The organism is Bradyrhizobium sp. 482_C4_N1_8, from assembly GCF_052075965.1.
GTDB classification, from domain to species: Bacteria; Pseudomonadota; Alphaproteobacteria; order Rhizobiales; family Xanthobacteraceae; genus Bradyrhizobium; species Bradyrhizobium barranii.
The window spans coordinates 360,877-380,245 of record NZ_CP197231.1 but is presented as its reverse complement, the minus strand read 5'-3'; the positions used below and the strand labels follow the sequence as shown (position 1 = coordinate 380,245).

General features: G+C 65.4%; 17 protein-coding genes. 8 read left to right on the top strand and 9 right to left on the bottom strand.

Annotated features, from left to right (window positions below; all coding sequences use genetic code 11):
• Nucleotides 1-30 precede the first annotated feature (30 nt).
• The 5 genes from AB7Z56_RS01770 to AB7Z56_RS01750 all read left to right on the top strand — a co-directional run bounded on the left by AB7Z56_RS01770 (nt 31) and on the right by AB7Z56_RS01750 (nt 6,066).
• A complete protein-coding gene (locus AB7Z56_RS01770) occupies nt 31-1,989 on the top strand; it encodes an ABC transporter ATP-binding protein/permease (protein WP_063980366.1) in 1,959 nt (652 codons plus the stop codon).
• Nucleotides 1,990-2,154: 165 nt separating this feature from the next.
• Nucleotides 2,155-2,979 carry an FkbM family methyltransferase gene (locus AB7Z56_RS01765; protein WP_063985985.1) on the top strand — a complete coding sequence of 275 codons (825 nt, stop codon included), beginning with the start codon at nt 2,155-2,157 and terminating at the stop codon, nt 2,977-2,979.
• 22 nt (nt 2,980-3,001) lie between these two features.
• Nucleotides 3,002-3,388, top strand: a complete 387-nt coding sequence (locus tag AB7Z56_RS01760) for a VOC family protein (RefSeq protein WP_441256146.1) — start codon at nt 3,002-3,004, stop codon at nt 3,386-3,388.
• Between the two features lie 83 nt (nt 3,389-3,471).
• The gene (locus AB7Z56_RS01755) at nt 3,472-3,714 is read left to right on the top strand and encodes a hypothetical protein (RefSeq protein ID WP_063980365.1); all 243 of its coding nucleotides are present in this window, start codon (nt 3,472-3,474) and stop codon (nt 3,712-3,714) included.
• Between the two features lie 186 nt (nt 3,715-3,900).
• On the top strand, nt 3,901-6,066 hold the full coding sequence (locus AB7Z56_RS01750; protein ID WP_084794918.1) for an OmpA family protein: 2,166 nt from the start codon (nt 3,901-3,903) through the stop codon (nt 6,064-6,066).
• Nucleotides 6,067-6,120: 54 nt separating this feature from the next.
• On the opposite strand, the gene AB7Z56_RS01745 is transcribed toward AB7Z56_RS01750, so the two are convergent.
• The 8 genes from AB7Z56_RS01745 to AB7Z56_RS01710 all read right to left on the bottom strand — a co-directional run bounded on the left by AB7Z56_RS01745 (nt 6,121) and on the right by AB7Z56_RS01710 (nt 15,041).
• Nucleotides 6,121-7,077: a homocysteine S-methyltransferase family protein gene (locus AB7Z56_RS01745; protein WP_063980361.1), complete on the bottom strand. Its 957-nt coding sequence runs from the start codon at nt 7,075-7,077 to the stop codon at nt 6,121-6,123.
• Nucleotides 7,078-7,181: 104 nt separating this feature from the next.
• The gene (locus AB7Z56_RS01740) at nt 7,182-8,939 is read right to left on the bottom strand and encodes an alkaline phosphatase (RefSeq protein WP_063980360.1); all 1,758 of its coding nucleotides are present in this window, start codon (nt 8,937-8,939) and stop codon (nt 7,182-7,184) included.
• A gap of 163 nt (nt 8,940-9,102) precedes the next feature.
• Nucleotides 9,103-10,440 carry an argininosuccinate synthase gene (gene argG / locus AB7Z56_RS01735; protein WP_063980359.1) on the bottom strand — a complete coding sequence of 446 codons (1,338 nt, stop codon included), beginning with the start codon at nt 10,438-10,440 and terminating at the stop codon, nt 9,103-9,105.
• A gap of 93 nt (nt 10,441-10,533) precedes the next feature.
• Nucleotides 10,534-11,310, bottom strand: a complete 777-nt coding sequence (locus tag AB7Z56_RS01730) for a phosphatase PAP2 family protein (RefSeq protein WP_063980358.1) — start codon at nt 11,308-11,310, stop codon at nt 10,534-10,536.
• Nucleotides 11,311-11,364: 54 nt separating this feature from the next.
• Nucleotides 11,365-11,859, bottom strand: coding sequence for a hypothetical protein (locus AB7Z56_RS01725; RefSeq protein ID WP_063980357.1), 495 nt, complete (start codon nt 11,857-11,859; stop codon nt 11,365-11,367).
• A 169-nt stretch (nt 11,860-12,028) separates the two neighbouring features.
• Nucleotides 12,029-13,231: a 23S rRNA (adenine(2503)-C(2))-methyltransferase RlmN gene (rlmN, locus tag AB7Z56_RS01720; RefSeq protein ID WP_063980356.1), complete on the bottom strand. Its 1,203-nt coding sequence runs from the start codon at nt 13,229-13,231 to the stop codon at nt 12,029-12,031.
• A 217-nt stretch (nt 13,232-13,448) separates the two neighbouring features.
• Nucleotides 13,449-14,096 (bottom strand): invasion associated locus B family protein, encoded by a 648-nt coding sequence (locus AB7Z56_RS01715; protein WP_063980355.1) that lies wholly within the window; start codon nt 14,094-14,096, stop codon nt 13,449-13,451.
• Nucleotides 14,097-14,201: 105 nt separating this feature from the next.
• Nucleotides 14,202-15,041 carry an SDR family oxidoreductase gene (locus AB7Z56_RS01710; protein WP_063980354.1) on the bottom strand — a complete coding sequence of 280 codons (840 nt, stop codon included), beginning with the start codon at nt 15,039-15,041 and terminating at the stop codon, nt 14,202-14,204.
• Between the two features lie 235 nt (nt 15,042-15,276).
• Between AB7Z56_RS01710 and AB7Z56_RS01705 the strand changes: the two genes are divergently transcribed.
• From AB7Z56_RS01705 to AB7Z56_RS01695, 3 genes are all read left to right on the top strand, one after another.
• Nucleotides 15,277-16,251 carry an NADPH:quinone oxidoreductase family protein gene (locus AB7Z56_RS01705; RefSeq protein WP_014490699.1) on the top strand — a complete coding sequence of 325 codons (975 nt, stop codon included), beginning with the start codon at nt 15,277-15,279 and terminating at the stop codon, nt 16,249-16,251.
• A gap of 395 nt (nt 16,252-16,646) precedes the next feature.
• Nucleotides 16,647-17,507 (top strand): hypothetical protein, encoded by an 861-nt coding sequence (locus AB7Z56_RS01700; protein ID WP_063985984.1) that lies wholly within the window; start codon nt 16,647-16,649, stop codon nt 17,505-17,507.
• Between the two features lie 18 nt (nt 17,508-17,525).
• Nucleotides 17,526-18,680 carry a TAXI family TRAP transporter solute-binding subunit gene (locus tag AB7Z56_RS01695; RefSeq protein ID WP_028152802.1) on the top strand — a complete coding sequence of 385 codons (1,155 nt, stop codon included), beginning with the start codon at nt 17,526-17,528 and terminating at the stop codon, nt 18,678-18,680.
• A 253-nt stretch (nt 18,681-18,933) separates the two neighbouring features.
• Here the strand turns inward: AB7Z56_RS01695 and AB7Z56_RS01690 are convergent, their stop codons facing one another.
• Nucleotides 18,934-19,317: a YkvA family protein gene (locus AB7Z56_RS01690; protein WP_063980352.1), complete on the bottom strand. Its 384-nt coding sequence runs from the start codon at nt 19,315-19,317 to the stop codon at nt 18,934-18,936.
• Between the last annotated feature and the right edge of the window lie 52 nt (nt 19,318-19,369).

Here is a 19,369-nt window from a genome sequence, read left to right as displayed (position 1 = left end):
ACCGATTGATTTGGTTCGCGTTATCCGCTCATGCACAAGCCGGCCGCAAAGCGCGAACAGGGCAGGAAGCCCCCCATTGTCGAGATCAAGGGCGAGAACGGCGACGAGGTCACGCCGCCGCCGCCGGAGGTTATTGAGCCCGATCCCGCACTCTCGCCCGAGGAGGCCGAGCAGGTTCGCAAGGACTATCTGCTGACGCGCTTCTGGATCAGCGCACGCGGCTTCTGGGGCCGCAACGGCGACCGGCTGGCGTGGCTCTATTCGATCGGCCTCGTCGTGCTGATCGTCCTCACCGTCGGCTTTCAATACGGCATCAATGTCTGGAATCGCGCGATCTTCGACGCCATCGAGAAGCGCGAGGCGACCACCGTCTTCCATCTCACCGCGGTGTTCTTCCCGCTCGCGATCGGCAGCATCGTGCTCGGCGTCGCGCAGGTGTTCGCGCGCATGGGCATTCAGCGCCGCTGGCGCGCCTGGCTCACGGCAAGCGTGCTGACGCGTTGGCTGGCCAACGGGCGCTATTATCAGCTCAACCTGGTCGGCGGCGACCACAAGAATCCAGAATACCGGATCGCCGAGGATCTGCGCGTGGCGACCGATTCCCCGGTCGATTTCCTCGCCGGCGTCACGTCGGCGCTGTTGTCGGCTGCGACCTTCATCATCGTGCTCTGGACCATCGGCGGCGCGCTCACGGTCACGCTCGGCGGCTCCGCCATCACCATCCCCGGCTTCCTCGTCATCGCCGCGATCCTTTACGCCGCGATCGCCTCCGGTTCGATCCTGGTGATCGGCCGGCGCTTCGTGCAGGTCTCCGAGGACAAGAACCAGGCCGAGGCGGATTTCCGCTACACGCTGACGCGCGTGCGCGAGAACGGCGAGAGCATCGCGCTGCTCGGCGGCGAGGAGGAGGAGCGCGGCGGCATCGACCGCAATTTCACCAACGTGCTGCGGCAGTGGGCGCGTTTGGCCGGCCAGCACATGCGCACAACGCTGGTCTCGCAAGGCTCGAGCCTTGTCGCTCCCGTGGTCCCTCTCCTGCTCTGCGCGCCAAAATTCCTCGACGGCAGCATGACGCTCGGACAGGTGATGCAGGCGGCCTCCGCCTTCACCATCGTGCAGAGCGCGTTCGGCTGGCTGGTCGACAATTATCCCAGGCTCGCCGACTGGAACGCCTGCGCCCGGCGCATCGCCTCGCTGATGATGTCGCTCGACGGCCTCGAGCGCGCCGAGCAGGGCGACGGCCTCGGCCGCATCAAGCGCGGCGAGACCAGCAACGACGCCATGCTGGAGATGAAGGATCTCTCCGTCACGCTCGACGACGGCACGGCCGTGGTCGGCGAGACCGAGGTGGTGATCGAGCCGGGCGAGCGGCTGCTGGTCGCGGGCGAATCCGGCACCGGCAAGAGCACGCTGGTGCGCGCCATCGCGGGGCTCTGGCCATGGGGCGGCGGCAGCGTCAATTTCCATCCCGACCGGCGCCTGTTCATGCTGCCGCAGCGGCCTTACGTGCCGTCCGGCAGCCTGCGCCGCGCCGTCGCCTATCCCGGCGCCGAGGACGACTGGACCGTGGAGGAGATCGGCGAAGCCCTGCACAAGGTCGGCCTCGACCACCTCAAGGAGAAGATCGAGGAAGAGGGACCGTGGGATCAGACGTTGTCAGGCGGCGAGAAGCAGCGCCTCGCCTTCGCGCGGCTGCTGCTGCACAATCCCGACATCGTCGTGCTCGATGAAGCGACCTCCGCGCTCGACGAGAAGAGCCAGGACAAGATGATGCAGATGGTCACCGACGAGCTGCCGAAGGCGACCATCGTCAGCGTCGCCCATCGCGTCGAACTGGAAGCCTTCCACAGCCGCAAGATCGTGCTGGAACGCCGCAAGGGCGGCGCCAAGCTCGTCAGCGATATCGACCTGATCCCGCGCAAGGGCAAGCGCAAGCTGCTCGGGCGATTCCTGAGGCAGCGCAAGGCCGCGCCAAAAAAGGCGGCGTGAGGTCCGTAGCCCGGATGGAGCGAAGCGCAATCCGGGACGGTCCATCAGAGCGGCGAGAACCCCGGATTTCGCTGCGCTCCATCCGGGCTACATTCTTTTCCCGCAACATTGGAGTCCTCATCAAAACCGGCTATGCATGCGCCGCCTGCAACGAGGACCACCTGCTTGACGCCCGACAACGCCCCTTCGTCCGCGCCGTTTGGCGCGTTTGCGCCGAACGCGGCACAGGCTGCGATCATCCGCCTTGCGCAACAGTCGGGGCTGAAGCGCGGTGCGTTCCGCCCGTGGATGTCGCGGCTGGTCAACCTGATACGCGGCGGGCCGATCGATGTGCAGTACCAGGGCGCCTCGTTCCGCTTCTATCACCAGGGCAGCGCGACCGAGCGCGGCGCGCTGTTCAATCCCGACTACAATCTCGACGAGCTCGACTTCCTGCGCCGACACACCCCGGCAGGCGGCGTGTTCGTCGACGTCGGCGCCAATGTCGGCACCTTTGCCCTGGTGATGGCGCAGCAGGTCGGCACCAATGGCAAGGTGGTCGCGATCGAACCGCATCCGATGACGTTTGGACGGCTCTCGTTCAACCACGCCGCGTCGAAGACGACGCAGGTGCGCCTGGTGCAGGCTGCCGCCGGTGACAGCGACGGCGAGCTCATGATCGAGAGCGGCGGCGGCAATCTCGGCGCCACGCACGTCGTCACCGGCACGGCCAGCGCGGAGGCCATCAAGGTGCCGTCGCTGCGGCTGACACGCATTCTGGACGAGGCCGGCGTCGGCCAAGTCGATTCGCTCAAGATCGACGTCGAGGGGTTCGAGGACCGCGTGCTGATCGGCTTCTTCCGCGACGCGCCGCAATCGCTGTGGCCGCGCGCGGTGGTGATCGAGCATCTGTCACAAAACGAATGGCAGCAGGATTGTATCGCTGACATGGTCGCGCGCGGCTTTGCGATCGCGCGCAAGACACGGAGCAATACGTTCCTGTCGCGCTAGCCGTGAGCAAGGGAGATTTGCGATGATCGACCATCTGGGTTTTTCGGTCTCCGACTATGAGCGCGCGAAAGCGTTCTACGCCAAGGCGCTGGCACCACTCGATTACAGCCTGATCATGGAGGTAACGGCGGAGCAGACTGGCCACGCTGCGGCGGCAGGCTTCGGCGCCAACGGCAAGCCGGACCTCTGGTTCGGTGCGGAAGGCGCGATGAACAAGCCGGTGCATATCGCGATTCTCGCCAAGGATCGCGCCACGGTCGCCGCCTTCTACAAGGCGGCGATTGCCGCCGGCGGCCGCGACAACGGCGCACCCGGCATCCGCCCGCATTATCATGCGAACTATTACGGCGCGTTCGTGCTCGACCCTGACGGACACAACATCGAGGCCGTCTGCCACGCGCCGGAATAGCGCGCGTTCAGGCACGACACGACAAGGAACATCGGCGCGGCATCATCGTTGTCATTCTCCAGACAACTGACCTCGATGATGTGATGCCGATCGAACCGCCCGAGATTCCACCGTCGACGCCCGGCACGCCCACCGAGCCGCCGCCTGGAATTCCGCCGGGCAATCCGCAGCCTGAAATCGCGCCGCCCGTGCGCGAGCCCGGCGAATCACCGCGGCCCGACGAATTGCCGGGCCACGTGCCGGAAGAGATTCCATCGCGCGGACAGAACGGACCGCTCACGCCGAATCCCGCGACGGATGCAAGTTCGCTGCGCGATCACATGTGAGGCGAAGCATCACATGTGAGGCAATTGCAACCTGCGTCTGAATGCGCAATGAACGTCACCATAGTGAGGTGATTTGCGTGCAGAAATAAATCGGCCCGCGACCTCTTCGCCCGCCACATTCCGGCCTAACGCGTAGCTGTTCATCCCGACACTTCGTCAAAGAACCTTCCGGGGAAGTTCACCATCATGACCAACCTTCGTTTCGTGCTGCTTGCAACGACGGCTCTGACCGCGATGCAATTCGCAAGCTCCGCATCGCATGCGCAAAGCGCGCCGCCGCTCGTGGTCGCGCAAGCGCAGACACAACCACCAGAGACCGACAAATCGAAGCAGCCTCCGAAGGAAGCGCCGAAGGGACCGCCGCCTGGCGCACGTCCTGCCGCACCACCTCCTCCTGCCGCGGCACCGCCTGCAGCTCCTGCGCGCCCCACGGCGCCGCCGCCCGCAGCTGCACCTCCGCATCCTCCCGCTCCGCCGCCGCCGGCTGCCGCGCCATCGCGCCCGACCCCACCACCGCCTCCTCCGCCTGCGGCACGTCCGACACCTCCGCCTCCGCCGCCACCCCCACCGCCGGCAGCTCCCAAGCAGCCGTCGCCGCCTCCGGCTGCGGCACCCCAGCAGCATGCGCCTGCGCCAACTCCGCCGCCCCCGGCCGCGCAGCAGCACACGCCGACGCCGCCTCCCGCCGCAGCTCCGCCTGCCGCGCGTCCCGCTCCGACTCCGCCGGCAGCAGCAACGCCGCCCGCAGCAGCACCCGCACGTCCGGCGCCGGCACCTGCGGCTACGCCGTCGCCTTCACCGGCCGCGCCTGCGGCCCGCCCTGGCGCGGCTGCACCGACCGCCACGCCTGCTCCGACGGCAACACCTGCTCCGACGGCAACGCCGGCACCGGGCGCCACGCCCGGCGCACCGCCGACTGGACGCCCGGGCACCCCGCCGCCCGGCGGACGTCCCGGCACGCCTCCGGCTGCAGGATCACCGACACCGGCCCCCGGTGCCGCGCCCGCTCCAACGGCCACGCCGGCCCCCGGTGGCGCTCCGACGCCGCTGCCGGGCCGTCCCGGTGCAGGACCGACGCCCGCCCCCGGCACAGCTCCAGCGGCGACGCCGACCCCTGGTCAACAGGGCGGAACGCCTCCCGCGGGCGCGCCCGCAGCCGGAACTCCGGCTGCGCCGCCCCAGGCCGGCGGCCTCCCGCCGCGGCCCGCGGCGCCCGCCGGTGCCGCTGCGCCGAGCACAGTCCCAGGCTCGGCGGCCGCAACGCCGCCGCCCAACCGGGCGCAATTCGCTCCGCCGACGGTTACGCCTGCCTTCCAGGCCAGGCCGACAGTCGTCGCACCGCTGCCACCTCCGCCGCGCCCGCCGCAGCGTGACCTGACACCGCTCGCGATCGGTGCGGGCGTGGTGGCCGGCGCCGTGATCGGAGCCACCATTGCCGACCTGCACAACCAGCGACGCGAGGCCATCGAAGGCGGCCGCACCGTCTACACCGAACCGGATCGCATCATCATCCGCGATCCGGGCGGACAGGCCTACGTCCGCGGCAACGACCTCTATCGCTTCCGCTATGGCGCCCGCGACATCCGCACCGACACCGTCGGCGGCGAGACCCGCACGGTCGTGATCCGTCCTGATGGCAGCGAGGTCATCACCGTGGTCGGTCCCGACGGTTCGTTGCTGCGGCGAATCCGCAGGGACCCCGGCGGGCGCGAGATCATCATCATCGACAACAGCTACCGCGATCCGCGGTCGGTCGGCGGCTTCTATGTCGATGCGCCGCCGCCGGTCGTGAACATTCCCTACGATCGCTACATCGTCGACGCCGAGGAAGCATCGCCGGACGTGATCTACCAGACCATGGAGGCACCGCCGGTACAGCGGATCGATCGGCGTTACACGCTCGACGAGATCCGCTACAGCCCCAATGTTCGCATGCAGATGCCGAGCATCGACGTCAACACGATCACCTTCGAGACGGGCTCGTGGACCATCCCGCCGGACCAGGCGGCCCGGCTGCAGGGGATCGCCGACGGTCTCAACCGTGCGATCCAGCGCAACCCGCGTGCGGTGTTCCTGATCGAGGGACACACCGACGCGGTCGGCAACGAGGTCGACAATCTGTCATTGTCGGATCGCCGTGCGCAGTCCGCGGCCGAATTGCTGACCCAGCAGTTCGGGGTGCCCGCCGAGAACCTGACCTCGCAGGGCTATGGCGAGCAGTATCTGAAGGAGCAGACGCAAGGACCGAGCCTGATCAACCGGCGCGTCACCGTCCGCAACATCACGCCGCTGCTCAACGGTGGCCAGGCCTCGCTGCCGCCGCCCCCGCCCGGCACCGCGCCGCCGCGCTGAGGCGAAGCACAAATGCAAAATGGCCGGGAGCAATCCCGGCCATTTTTGTTTGGATCAGGCGCCCGCTGCCTGAAGCGGCACGCAGGCAGCGCAGATGGCTGCGGCATGCCTGTGATCGGTACCGCAGCAGCCGCCGAGCAGTTGCATGCGCGGGAATGCCCGCCTGAGCGCCACATAACGGCGGCCGAGATCGGCGGGATCGCCGCTGTCGAGCACCTCGGACTCATCGAGCTCGGCATGGCTCTTGGCCGACGCATTGGCCCTGACGCCATGAATGCGTTCGACCCATGGCTCGCCGGCTTGGAGGGCACTCTCGAAGTGGGTCGGATGAGCGCAGTTGATCAGGAAATATTCGCAGGCGCTTTCCGTTGCACGATCGACGACTTCGATCGCCTCCCGCAGGGTCTCTCCCCTGACCAGGCAACCGTCAGTTTCGACCGTGAAGGAGATGGCAACCGGGATCGCGTGCATCTTTGCAGCACGCACCACGCCGATGGCTTCATTGACGCTGTTCAGCGTGAACGCGGTCACCATGTCGGCGCCGGCCTCGGCGAAGGAGGCGATCTGGGACGAATGATAGTCCATCGCCTCCGTCGCATCCATGTTGCCGGCCTTGTAGCCGTCGCCCCGCGGACCGATCGCACCGTTGATCACACAGGGCAGGCCGGAGGTCTCCCATGTGCCGCGCAATTCCTCGAGAAAAAGAATTGCCCGCACGTTGATCGCCGTGAGCGCGTCCATATCGTAGCCGAGCTTGACACCCCAATCAGGATTGGCGCGCCAGGTCGGACTGTCGAGCACGAAGCCGAGCCCATGCTGACGCGCGATCGCAAGATAGGCCTCGTAATACTGCCTCAGATGCGAGCGGCCGGCCTCGCTCTCGAGCAACACGAAGGCAGCAAAGTGAGGAAGCTCCAGACCTTTGTGAAAGATCAGGGTCGTCTCCATGCCGCCGTCGGTCAGGAAGATACCGCCGCGGCGCTGAGGCAGATTGTCTCTGTACTTCGCCATTGGTCGCTCCGTCGCTGCGAGGCCCCACTCATTCGGTCGTTTCAACCTCCTTCCGGTCTCATGCGAGATGGTGCCGCATAATGTCGCGCGGTACGCGACTGCTCCTACTGCCCTGCGGCGAGCCCAAGCGCATCGACCATCACGCGAAACACCTCGGTGTTGTCCATCGAGCCGTGCACGCGCTCGCTGCCCGGCCCGGTCGCCGTCAGGATGACGTCCTCGCCCGAATGCACGCTGGCGCCGATCATCGCCGACAGATTGCCCGGGCGCAGCACCGCGCCGGGGACGTCCTTGTATTTGTCGTTGGCCTTGAAGGTCCCGTCGTCACCGGCCTTGACGGTCGGCTCGTTGGGATTGTCGAGCTTCGGGCGGAACGTCTCGTAGTGATCCGGCAGGCTGGCCGAGAAGATGGCGAGCCGGCGGCTCACATCGACGCGTGACGGATAGCCCTCGGCATCCGGCGCCGGATAATTGGGAAATCCAGCCTGCTCGTAGACGCCGACACGCTCGCGCAGCGGCACGTTGGGCGTGGTGCCCATGTCGTCATTCACTGTGCCGACAAGGCTGTTGGGATGATTGTGGTCCGCCAGCACCAGGATGAGGGTGTCGTCGCCGCGCGCCCGTGCCCATTCGCGCGTCTGGCGCACTGCGTTGTCGAGCATGATCGTATCGTAGACGGCGCGCTCCATGTCGAGGACATGCGCATATTTGTCGATCAGTCCGGATTCGACCATCAGGAAGAAGCCGGTCTCGTTCTTCGAGAGCATGTTCAGCGCCGCCCGCACCTGCTCGGTCAAATCAGGTTGCTCGGGAAATTTCTTCACGCCGCCGCCCTTGAGGAATTTGCGGTCGAGCACGCCATCCATGTTGCCGGTCGCGAACAGGCCGAGCAGCTTGCTTGTCTCCGGCTTTGCGGCAGAAGCGCCGAGCTCGCTCGCGGTCGTCGCGACCTGATAGCCTGCTTCGCGAAATTTCGCGATGTAGTCGGCTTCGTCCTTGCGTTTGGAGCCGGCCGCGGATTTCGGCAGAAAATTCGCGCTGCCGCCGCCCATCAGCACATCCGGCTTCGCCGCGAAGAACTGCTCGACGATCTCGTCATAGGCGGCGCGCCGGCGGGTGTGCGCGACCATCGCGGCCGGTGTTGCGTCTTCGATCTCGGTGTTGGTGACGACACCGATCGCCATGCCGTGCCTCCGCCTGGCAAGACTCGTGATGGTTTCGACGCGGGGATCGTCGAACGGACTTGCGGTGCGGTCCGCATAGACGCCCAGGGCGTTGACGGCGCTCTTGTGGCCGGTCGCATAGGCGCTGGCCGAGTTCGCGGAGTCCGTGATGATCGAGTCCGAGCCCGCGGTCGCCACCAGCGCCATATGGGGCATGTCGTCGATTGCGAGCTTGCCGCGGCTCTTGCCTTCCGCAATCCCCTTGGACAGGATTCGCGCTGCGACCCGATGCGCTGGCGACATGCCGTCGCCGATAAACAGGATGACGTTCTTCGCCTTGCGCGGACCGGTGTCGTAAACCGTCCATGCGATGCTGCGCTGCTGCGTGCCATCGCTGACATCCACCGTGACGGTGCCGGGCTTGGCCAGCGTGACGTCGCGCAAAATCAGCGCCGACTGGTCCTTGCCGTCCTCGCGATCGATGAAGGTCCCGCTACGTCCGAACGCGGCAGCATAGTCCGCGCCGTTCACGGTCACCTTCAGCCTGGCCGGATCGACCGGCCCGGGAAACTCGACCTTGAAGTCGAACCGGGCGCCAGCCAGGATCTCGGCACGATCGATCGGATAGATCGTCTGCGCCGACAGCGACGTTGTCCAACAGAGGACGATGAGTGAGGCGAGTGCCGATCCCTTGACCATGCTCGATGCTCCGCAATCCCGTTCACAACAGGAGCGGAACCCTAGCGGTCGCGCATGACATCGTCATTAAGCGCGTAGCCCGGATGGAGCGAAGCGCAATCCGGGAATCTAGCGGCTGGACGAGAGGCCCCGGATTTCGCTTCGCTCCATCCGGGCTACAAGATCAACCCTTGTCGCTCTCGAGCTTGAAGATCTGCGAGCCTTCGCTGCCCGACAGCAGGCCGGTATCCGTGTAGAGCTTCAGCTTGGTGCGCGTGTCAGCGATGTCGAGGTTGCGCATGGTGAGCTGGCCGATGCGATCGGCCGGCGTGAATGCGGCGTCTTCGACCTTCTCCATGCTGAGCCGTTCCGGCGCATAAGTGAGGTTCGGGCTCTCGGTGTTGAGGATCGAATAGTCGTTGCCGCGGCGCAGCTCCAGCGTCACCTCGCCGGTGACGGCGCGTGCGACCCAGCGCTGCGCGGTCTCGCGCAGCATCAGGGCCTGCGAATCGAACCAGCGACCCTGATACAGCAGGCGTCCCAAGCGCATGCCGCTGATGCGGTACTGCTCGATGGTGTCCTCGTTGTGGATGCCGGTGACGAGGCGCTCATAGGCGATGTGCAGCAGCGCCATGCCGGGCGCCTCGTAGATGCCGCGGCTCTTCGCCTCGATGATGCGGTTCTCGATCTGGTCGCTCATGCCGAGTCCGTGGCGGCCGCCGATCGCATTGGCTTCGAGGAACAACGCGACGGGGTCGCTGAAGGTCTGGCCGTTCAGCGCCGTGGGCTGGCCTTCCTCGAAACGCACCACGACCTTCTCGGCCTTGACGTTGCAGTCGTCACGCCAGAACGGCACGCCCATGATGGGGTTGACGATCTTGATGCCGCTGTCGAGGCTTTCGAGATCCTTCGCTTCGTGCGTGGCGCCGAGCAGGTTGCTGTCGGTCGAGTACGCCTTCTCCGCGCTCATCTTGTAGGCAAAGCCCTGCGCGGTCATGAACGCCGACATTTCGGCGCGGCCGCCGAGCTCGTCGATGAACTGCTGGTCGAGCCAGGGCTTGTAGATGCGCAAGGATGGATTGGTCAGCAGGCCGTAGCGATAGAAACGCTCGATGTCGTTGCCCTTGAAGGTCGAGCCGTCGCCCCAGATGTTGACGCCGTCTTCCTTCATCGCCGCGACCAGCATCGTGCCGGTGACGGCGCGCCCGAGCGGCGTAGTGTTGAAATAGGTGATGCCGCCGGTCGAGATGTGGAAGGCGCCCGACTGGATCGCGGCGATGCCCTCGTGGACGAGCTGCGTGCGGCAATCGACGAGCACCGCCTTCTCGGCGCCGAACGCCTCGGCCTTGCGCGGGATCTCGTTGTAGTCGGCTTCATCGGGCTGGCCGAGATTGGCCGTGTAGGCGTAGCAGCGCGCGCCCTTCTGCTTCATCCAGAGCAGCGCCGCGCTGGTATCGAGACCGCCCGAAAAAGCGATGCCGACTTTCTCACCCTTGGGCAGGCTTTTCAGGATCGTGGTCATGGGGCTTCCAATCGGGTCTCAAGGGGCGGATGGCGTTCGTGGGTTGACCGCGCGAATATCAAATTTCGCGCGCCTCGGCACGCATTTAATGGCTCAAATCGACGGCTCGGGGCCTGTCTTGCGGCCGAACAGGCGCTGGCGGAGCCGGTAGGCGGGCATGTTCAGCCGGGTCAGGGCGGCATCGACCGCCTCGTCCGAGAACCGGGTCCGCGGCCAGCGGTAAATCAGCGCGTAGGCGAACCAGATCACGACGAAGGTGACGAGGCCGGCGATCGAGACGTCCGTGAAGAAGTGGCCGCCGAAGGCCATCCGCAGCCCGCTGGTGACCATGCCGAACATAACCGCACCGGCATAGGCGAGCGGCCGCCATGCCGGCGGCGCCAGCGCAGCCGGCGCCAGCGTCCAGAACGCGGTCGCGCCCTCGCCCGAGAAGAACGAGCAGTTGCGCGCGCAATCGCCGCGCGGATCCCACCACGGCACGAATTGCTGGTCGCCGGCAAACTCAGTCACCACCACCGGACGCGGCCGTCCCCAATAGGTCTTGAAGGTGAGATTGGTGAGGATGCCTGCCGACATGATGATGGTGACCAGCAGGAATACGATCGCGCGCCCCGATACCATCAGCGGCCGGTCGGGTCGGATCATCTTGACCACAAGCGCGACCAGCGGCGGCAGCACGAATGCCCAGGCGACCCACATGGCGGCGTCGCGCGCGACGCCCGCCCACTCATTCAGCTTGAGCGGAAACGTCTTCGTCTCGGGGTCGAAGAACAGCGCGGCGAGCTTGAGATCGAGCTCGGGATAGAGGCCGAAAACGACGCCGATCACAAGCCACAGCGCCAGGGCGATGAAGAGTCCAGTCCGGTTCATGGCGCGCGGTTTAGCGGAGTGGGGAGGAGATGAAAACCCCGGAAGCGGCGCGACTCATCGCGCATCCGGCCGCGAATTCGACGGCAGCGGCGGAGGCGGCTTGTGCGGGGGCGGCGGATTGCGCCAGGCGCCGGCATTGCGGCCGGCAATCAGCCAGTAGACCACGCCGGAGACGATGCCCGCGCCTGTCATGATCTCCAGATGCCGCCGCACGATGCCTTCGAACTGGAGTGTATCGGAGTGGAAGGGGATGAGGCCGAGATAGCAGGCTAGGCCAACTACGCCGCCACCCACGGCATAAGCGAGCGCGCTGCGGATATAGAGCGCTTCGGTGATCGCGACGATCACCGCCGCCGGAACCAGCGCAAAGCCCGAGACGAAGATGAAGCCGAAGCCGAGCAGAATGTCGATCGCGCCCTGGTCGACCGGACCGGCGCCGAGATCGGCAAACTCCGGAAACAACAGCGCGACGACGACGATCATGCCGCCGACGAAGCAGGCGGCGAGGAAGCCGATGAAGATGACGATGAGGCGGCCGATCAGGGACATGACAGAAATGCCAATTCCGCCGTCATTGCGAGGAGCCACCCGGTCCCGCCTTCGGCGGGCCGGATGACAGGCTCCACGACGAAGCAATCCAGACTGTCTCAACGGAAAGATTCTGGATTGCTTCGCTGCGCTCGCAATGACGAGGATGCGAGAGCGAAGGCATGAACTATCAATCCGTCATCGCCATGGCGCGGAGCGCCTGACGTTCGCGGGCCGAGAGCTTCTCGGTCTCCGACTTGAGCTGGCCGCAGGCGGCGAGGATGTCGCGGCCGCGCGGGGTGCGCACCGGCGAAGAATAGCCGGCATTAAAAATGTATTCGGAGAATTTCTCGATCTGGTCCCAGTCCGAGCATTCATAGGCCGTGCCGGGCCAGGGATTGAAAGGGATCAGGTTGATCTTGGCGTGAATGCCCTTGAGCAGCTTCACCAGCAGCTTCGCATCGTCGAGCGAATCGTTGACGCCCTTGAGCATCACATATTCGAAGGTGATGCGGCGTGCGTTCGAGGCGCCGGGATAGTCGCGGCAGGCCTGCAGTAGCTCCTTGATCGGATATTTGCGGTTGAGCGGCACCAGCTCGTTGCGCAGCTCGTCGCGCACCGCATGCAGCGAGATCGCGAGCATGACGCCGATCTCGTCGCCCGCGCGCACGATGTTCGGCACCACGCCCGAGGTCGACAGCGTGATGCGGCGACGGGAGATGCCGATGCCTTCATTGTCGCCGACGATCAGCAACGCATCGCGCACCGCGTCGAAATTGTAGAGCGGCTCGCCCATGCCCATCATCACGATGTTGGTGACGCGGCGCGTGCCGTCTTCGCGATCGGCCCAGTCATTGAGGCGGTCGCGTGCGACCATCACCTGTCCGACGATCTCGCCGGCGGTGAGATTGCGCACCAGCCGCTGCGTGCCGGTGTGACAGAAGGAGCAGTTCAGCGTGCAGCCGACCTGGGAGGAGACGCAAAGCGTGCCGCGATCGGTCTCGGGAATGTAGACGCACTCGACTTCATGCGCGCGCTCGACGTTGTCGCCGCTCGGCAGCCGCAGCAGCCATTTGCGGGTGCCGTCGTTCGAGATCTGCTCGGCCACGACTTCGGGACGGTCGACGGTGAAGTGCTGCGCGAGCTCGCCGCGAATGCCCTTCGAGATCGACGTCATATCGTCGAAGCTTTGGGCGCCGCGGAAATAGAGCCAGTGCCACAGCTGCTGGACGCGCATCTTGCGCTGCGCGGGCGCGACGCCGATCTCGCCGAGGCGGTCGGCAAGCTCGCTGCGCGACAGGCCGATCAGCGAGGGCCTGGCCGGCGGCACATAGGTTTCGAGCGGAGTCTTCTCCACCAGTATTGCGTTGTGCGGCTCGGTCGTCGGTTGCATTGGTTGCCTGATATCTCTCGTCATGCCCGGGCTTGTCCCGGGCATCCACGTTCTATTCCGCCCGTTGCTAGCGCGTGGATGGCCGGGACATCTGGTGCGAAGACGCGCTTCGCGCTTTAGCCCGGCCATGTCGGCTGCACCTTTGGGATACCCCAATATAGCAACCGGAACCGCCGATTGCGACCGTGATACCGACCGCAGCCTTAACGCGGCTGGTTTACCGCCTGCAATCCTGGGAAATCCGGTCCAGCGCCTGGGCGAGGCCCTTCAACGAGAAGGTATCGGTTGTCTCCGTTCCCTTGGCCGAGACGCCCTTGACCACAAGATCGGCGGATTTGCGCATGGCCTCGACCATCCGCTCTTCCTCGGCCGCGTTCTTGATCCAGAGGCCGTCGCCCTGCGTGTACATCGCGAAAGCGGCGCCGCCGACCTCGACCGAGGATTCCGAGCCCGGCTTCAGCGCATAGCCGATCATGACCGAGACTTCGTTGTTCACCTTTTCCGCCGGCCGGGTCGAAACGAAGGCATAGGCGGGATCGCGCGGGCGGTTCGGCGGGTTGGTCTTCGACGACGACGGCTTGGCCAGCGCGAAGCAGACCTTCTTGCCGTTCGGTGTGGCCGAATAGGCGCCCCAGGTGCCGAACTGGCCGATCAGGGTCGGCTCCGCGCCGCCCGCAACTGCGGTGGCTGGAGCCACCGGCTTGCTCTCGGGCTTTGCTACTGTCTTTGCAGCCGGATTGGCCGCCGGTGCAGCCGCCTTTGGCGCGGCTTTGGGCGCCGGTTGCGCCGTCTGCGCCCGCGCGGAATCGGTGATTCCCACGGCCATAACGCCCGTCATCAAGGCTAAAATCAGCACCCGCCACATGCTGGAGTGGTTCCCTCAATATTGTGACTGGAAGATGGCCCGGCCGCGCTTTGTCCCCCGGCAGGGATAACCGGGAAAGTCCAATTTGGGAAGGCAGTTAGCGGCTTAGCCTTTGGATCGCGCAGCCCGCTGCTCGGCCCATTGCGCGTCGGTCCAGCGCAACAAATCCTCGGCGCCCGAGCTGCGCAAATGCGCGCCACCGTCGATCACGACCATCTCGCCATTGATGTAACCGGCACGGTCCGAGACCAGGAAGCTGGCGAGGTCGGCGAGCTCACTGTGCTCGCCGGTACGCCCCATCGGGTTCCGGGCGGTCCAGCCTTCGTCGCGGCCCTCAGGACGGAGTTGCCCCGAGGCGCCAGCGGTCGGGAACGGGCCCGGGGCGATCGCGACGGTACGGATGCCCTTCGGGCCCCACTCGACCGCGAGACTCCTGGTCATCGCCAGCACCGCCGACTTCGCCATCGCCGAGGGAACCGTGAAGGCGCGGCCGGTGATGGTCGAGGTCGAGAGGATCGAGAGCACGACACCGCCATGCTTGCCGTCGATCCAGCGCTTGCCGGCGGCGAGCGTGCAATACATCGCGCCATGCAGCGTCGGCGCGAGGATCGCGTCCGCGGCGCGAAACGACAGATGCTCGCTCTGCGCGATGAAGGTTGCGGCAGCGTTGTTGACGAGAATATCGAGTGGCGCCTCGCGCCAGATCGCGTCCATCATGCTCTCGACGGCGCCACCGTCACGGACATCGCAGGCGATCGTGGTGACCTTGCCGCCGGTCTGCGCGCGCATCTCGCTCGCCGTCGCTTCCAGCCGGTCGAGCTTGCGGCCGCAGATCACGAGCTCGGCGCCAAGCGCGAGAAAGCGACGTCCCATCGCGGCGCCAAGGCCGGAGCCGCCGCCGGTGACGAGGATGCGCTTATCCCTGAGCAGACCCGTTTCAAACATCGTTTGAATCCTTCTTTTTCTTCTTACTTCGTCATTGCGAGCGCAGCGAAGCAATCCAGACTATTTCCGCAGGACGGATTCTGGATTGCGTCGCTGCGCTCGCAATGACGCGAGGATAGGCCTTCACGCTGCGCTAGACAAAGAAACCGGATTGTCGGACCGCACTAAATCCGGCAGAAACGGACCAACTATAATTCCGCCTCGAAACGCCCAGTATTCTCAAGAAGGTGCCGCCATGAAAGCCATCCTCTGCTCGCAATATTGCCAGCCCGATGATCTCGTGCTTGCCGACGTGCCGGATCCGGTGGCAGGTCCCGGCGAAGCGGTGATCGCGATCAAGGCGGCGGCGCTGAACTTCTTCGACATCCTGATGATTCAGGGCAAGTACCAGATCAAGCCGCCGTTCCCGTTCTCGCCCGCCGCCGAAGTCGCCGGCGTGATCGAGAGCATCGGTCCCGGCGTGACTGATCTGAAGGTCGGCGATCGCGTCGTTGCGTCCTGCGGCCACAACGGCGCGCGCGAAAAGATCGCGCTGCCGGCGGCATCGATCGTGAAGATTCCCGACAATCTCGACTATGACCGCGCGGCCGGCATCATCATCATCTACGGCACCGCGCTGCATGCGCTGGAAGACCGCGCGAGCCCGAAGCCGGGCGAGACGCTCGCGGTGCTGGGAGCAGCCGGCGGCACCGGCTTGGCTGCCTGCGAGCTCGGCAAGCTGATGGGCCTGAAGGTGATCGCCTGTGCCTCGTCGGACGAGAAGCTCGAATTCGCGAAAGCGCATGGCGCCGAGCTGACGCTCAACTACGGCAAGGAAGATTTGAAAGAGGGCCTGCGCAAGCTCACCGGCGGCAAGGGCGTCGACATCATCTTCGATCCGGTTGGTGGCGCCTATGCCGAGCAGGCACTGCGCTCGATCGCCTGGGAAGGCCGCTTCCTGGTGATCGGTTTTGCCGCCGGCGACATTCCGAAGATGCCGCTGAACCTCGCGCTACTGAAGGGCTGCGACATCCGCGGCGTGTTCTGGGGTGCATGGACCCGGCTCAACCCGGCCAAGAACCGCGCCAATCTCGAGAAGCTCGTGAAGTGGACCGCGGAAGGAAAGATTTCCTCGCATGTCGACCGCACCTTCCCGCTGGCACAAACCGCCGACGCACTGAAGGTTCTGGCGGGACGCCAGGCCATGGGCAAGGTGATCCTGCATCCGTGATGGTGTGAGCCGCAGCGCTTGCCTGCCACACGCACTCGCCACATATGCGACCGTCGTCGCCCGCCTTCTGCGCAATTGCGTACTGAGGCGGGCGGTCCAGATTTCAGAGACGCCAGAGATTTCAGCCGAGACGCCGCGGCCCACTGGATGCCCCGGGGTCAAAGTCAGCGGAGTCTAGGAAAACCTTCCTCAACCATCACCGCCAAAATCGTGGTGCATTCCTCCGCTCCGCCTCAATCAAACCCAAATATTTCCTAATTCGCGCAAACCGTCGTCGTTTTTTGGGCTGATTCCAACTGCGTTTTACCGGTTCCATTTGCGGGACACTTTGGACAAAAGCAAGAAGACTTAAGCCGAATTGCCCCTGCGTTGCGTTGGTAATGGGGAGCATGACCATGGAGACGACGGCACATCGCCCGTCGAAGGAGTCGAAGGCGTTCGACTCCGATCGAGCCACATCACATCCGCCGACCGCGTCCTTTATCCGTGCGCGCGCCGCGCGGGCCGATCTTTCGCAGGACGATCCAATTCCACTCTTCCTGTCCGATCCGCTCGGTGCGCCGGACCCAGGCGAATATGCGCCCATTGAGGTGCGCTCCAGAATTGTCCCGCGCGTTCTCGCGGCCGTTCTGACGGCATCCACCCTGGCAATTCTGGTCACACTGTATCAGTCCGACTTTCGCGGCCTCTTCCCCGCCAATGCCGTTAGCTGGATGGGCATCGCGCCGGAGCAAGCCATGGCGTCGGCCAACACGCCGGCCATGACGCAGAGCTCGCTGAAGGATTCGGACCGCGCGACCAACACGACGCTGGCGAGCGCCGACACGCAGGTTCCCCCTGCACCGTCAACGCCGAGCCGCGAAGCGATCGCGACCGCCTATCAGACGGCGCTGCAAGCCCAGGCACCCATACCTGCGCCCGCACCCGTCGCGGCGCCGCCGGCGCCCACTCCGCCCGCCAAGACGCTAGCCAAGACGCTCGATGCCGACACGCTGGCCGGGCTGATGACACGCGCGAAGAGCCTGTTGAGGATCGGCGATATTGTTGCAGCCCGCCTGCTGCTCGAGCGCGCGGCCAATGCACAGGATGCAACGGCCGCGTTTCTGCTGGCGCAGACCTATGACCCGGCCGTGCTGGGCACCAGCGACGCGCGGAGCATCGCCGGCGACGCGACCGTCGCGCGTGACTGGTACCAGAAGGCCGCGGCACTCGGATCGGCGGAGGCGCGGCAGCGCCTCGCTCAGCTTCAGAACTAGAACTTTTCAGAGGGTATTATGCGTAACGCTTTGGGAATGGCGGTTGCCGCCATCATGACGATTTGCGCCTTCGCGGCACGCGCCGAGCAGACCGAGTACGATCCGGCCAAGGTCTCGGACGGCCTGAAGGCCATCTTCCAGTTCGGCTCGACCTCGACCAAGCAGTCGCTGAACGCCAATACGGTCACGCTGATCACCGGCACGATCGGCGGCACCTACGTGCAGTTCGGCGCCGACCTCGCCTCCGTGCTCGACGACGGCAACAAGATCCGCGTGCTACCGATCGTCGGCCGCGGCTCGGTGCAGAGCGTCGCCGACATTCTGTTCCTGCAAGGCGTCGATCTCGGCATCGTGCGGGCGGACACGCTCGACTATCTCGAGCGCAAGGGCTTTGCCAAGGACATCAAGAAGCAGTTCACCTATGTGACCAAGCTCTACAATGAAGAGATGCAGGTGATCGCGCCGAAATCGGTCGCGACGCTGAAGGATCTCGAGGGCAAGAAGGTCAGCGTCGATCTGCCCAATGGCGGGACCTTCGTCACCGCGCTGACGGTGTTCGAACGGCTCGGGATCAAGGCGAACTTCGTCTATGTCGAGCAGCGCATCGCGATGGAGAAGCTGAAAGCCGGCGAGATCGACGCCGTCATCGTGGTCGGCGGCAAGCCGTACAAGTCAGTGTCGACCTTCAGCAATGACGGCCGCTTCCACCTCGCGGGGGTCGACTATGCAAAGCCGCTCCAGAGCGACTATCTGCCGGCGACGCTGACCGCCAAAGACTATCCGAACCTGATCAAGGAAGGCGAGAACGTGGACACCATCGCGGTGCCGGCGGTGCTCGCGGCCTACAACTGGGCGCCCAACACCGACCGTTACCGTAAGCTTGCGCTGTTCGTGGATGCGTTCTTCACGAAATTCCCGACCCTGCAGAACCCGCCTTTCCATCCCAAGTGGAAGGAAGTCTCGCTCCCGGCACCTCTGACGGGCTGGAACAGATTGCCGGTGGCGCAGCAATGGCTCGACAAGCACGGCGTCGAACCGGTGACCCGGGAGCGCTTCGAGGCGTTCCTCAAGCAGAACCCCGCGGCCCAGAAGGTGTCCGACGCAGACAGGGAAGCGCTGTTCAAGCAATTCCAGGCGTGGGACGCGGGGAACGCGCGGGCGGAGAAGAAGTAACGAGCGGCATTGCGGCCGATGGTGTCGCAAGCGGCACCCACACACTCGCTGTCATCGCCCGGCTTGACCGGGCGATCCAGTACTCCGTGACGTCAGTGATTGAATCGAGAGGCCGCGGCCTACCGGATTCCCCGCCTGCCACCTACGCTAAAGCTTCGGCTGCCCTGGACCGCAACCCCGGCGAAGCCTTGGCGTGGCCGGGTCGCGGGGAATGACAGCGGTGGGCGTGGCTACGGCGTGTAGCCAACAACGCCTACTGCGCCGCCTCCGCACCATCCACCCCACGCTTCAGCACGGCGCGGGCGGCTTCGCGGTGCTCCGTCGTGATGTGGCTGGCGACCATGCGGATGGCGGTGGCGAGCACGGCGGCGTCATCGGTGAAGCCGAGGATCGGCATCACGTCGGGGACGAAATCGAACGGCAGGATGAAATAGGCGATCGCTCCGAGCAGCGACGCCTGGACATGGCGCGGCGTCTGCCGGTCGAACGCACAGTAATAGGCCGCGAGCAGGTCTTCCGCGAACGGCAATTGCGCGGCGACACGCTTCAGCTTGCGCCAGAAACCGCGGCGCACGCTCTCATGATCCTCCGCGAGCCGATCGGCCGGCTCGAAGCCGACGCTGTGTTCGGCAGCCATGTTCGACAAACTCCCCATTCAGCCAGGGGCGGCAGATGGCCGCATCTCCTGC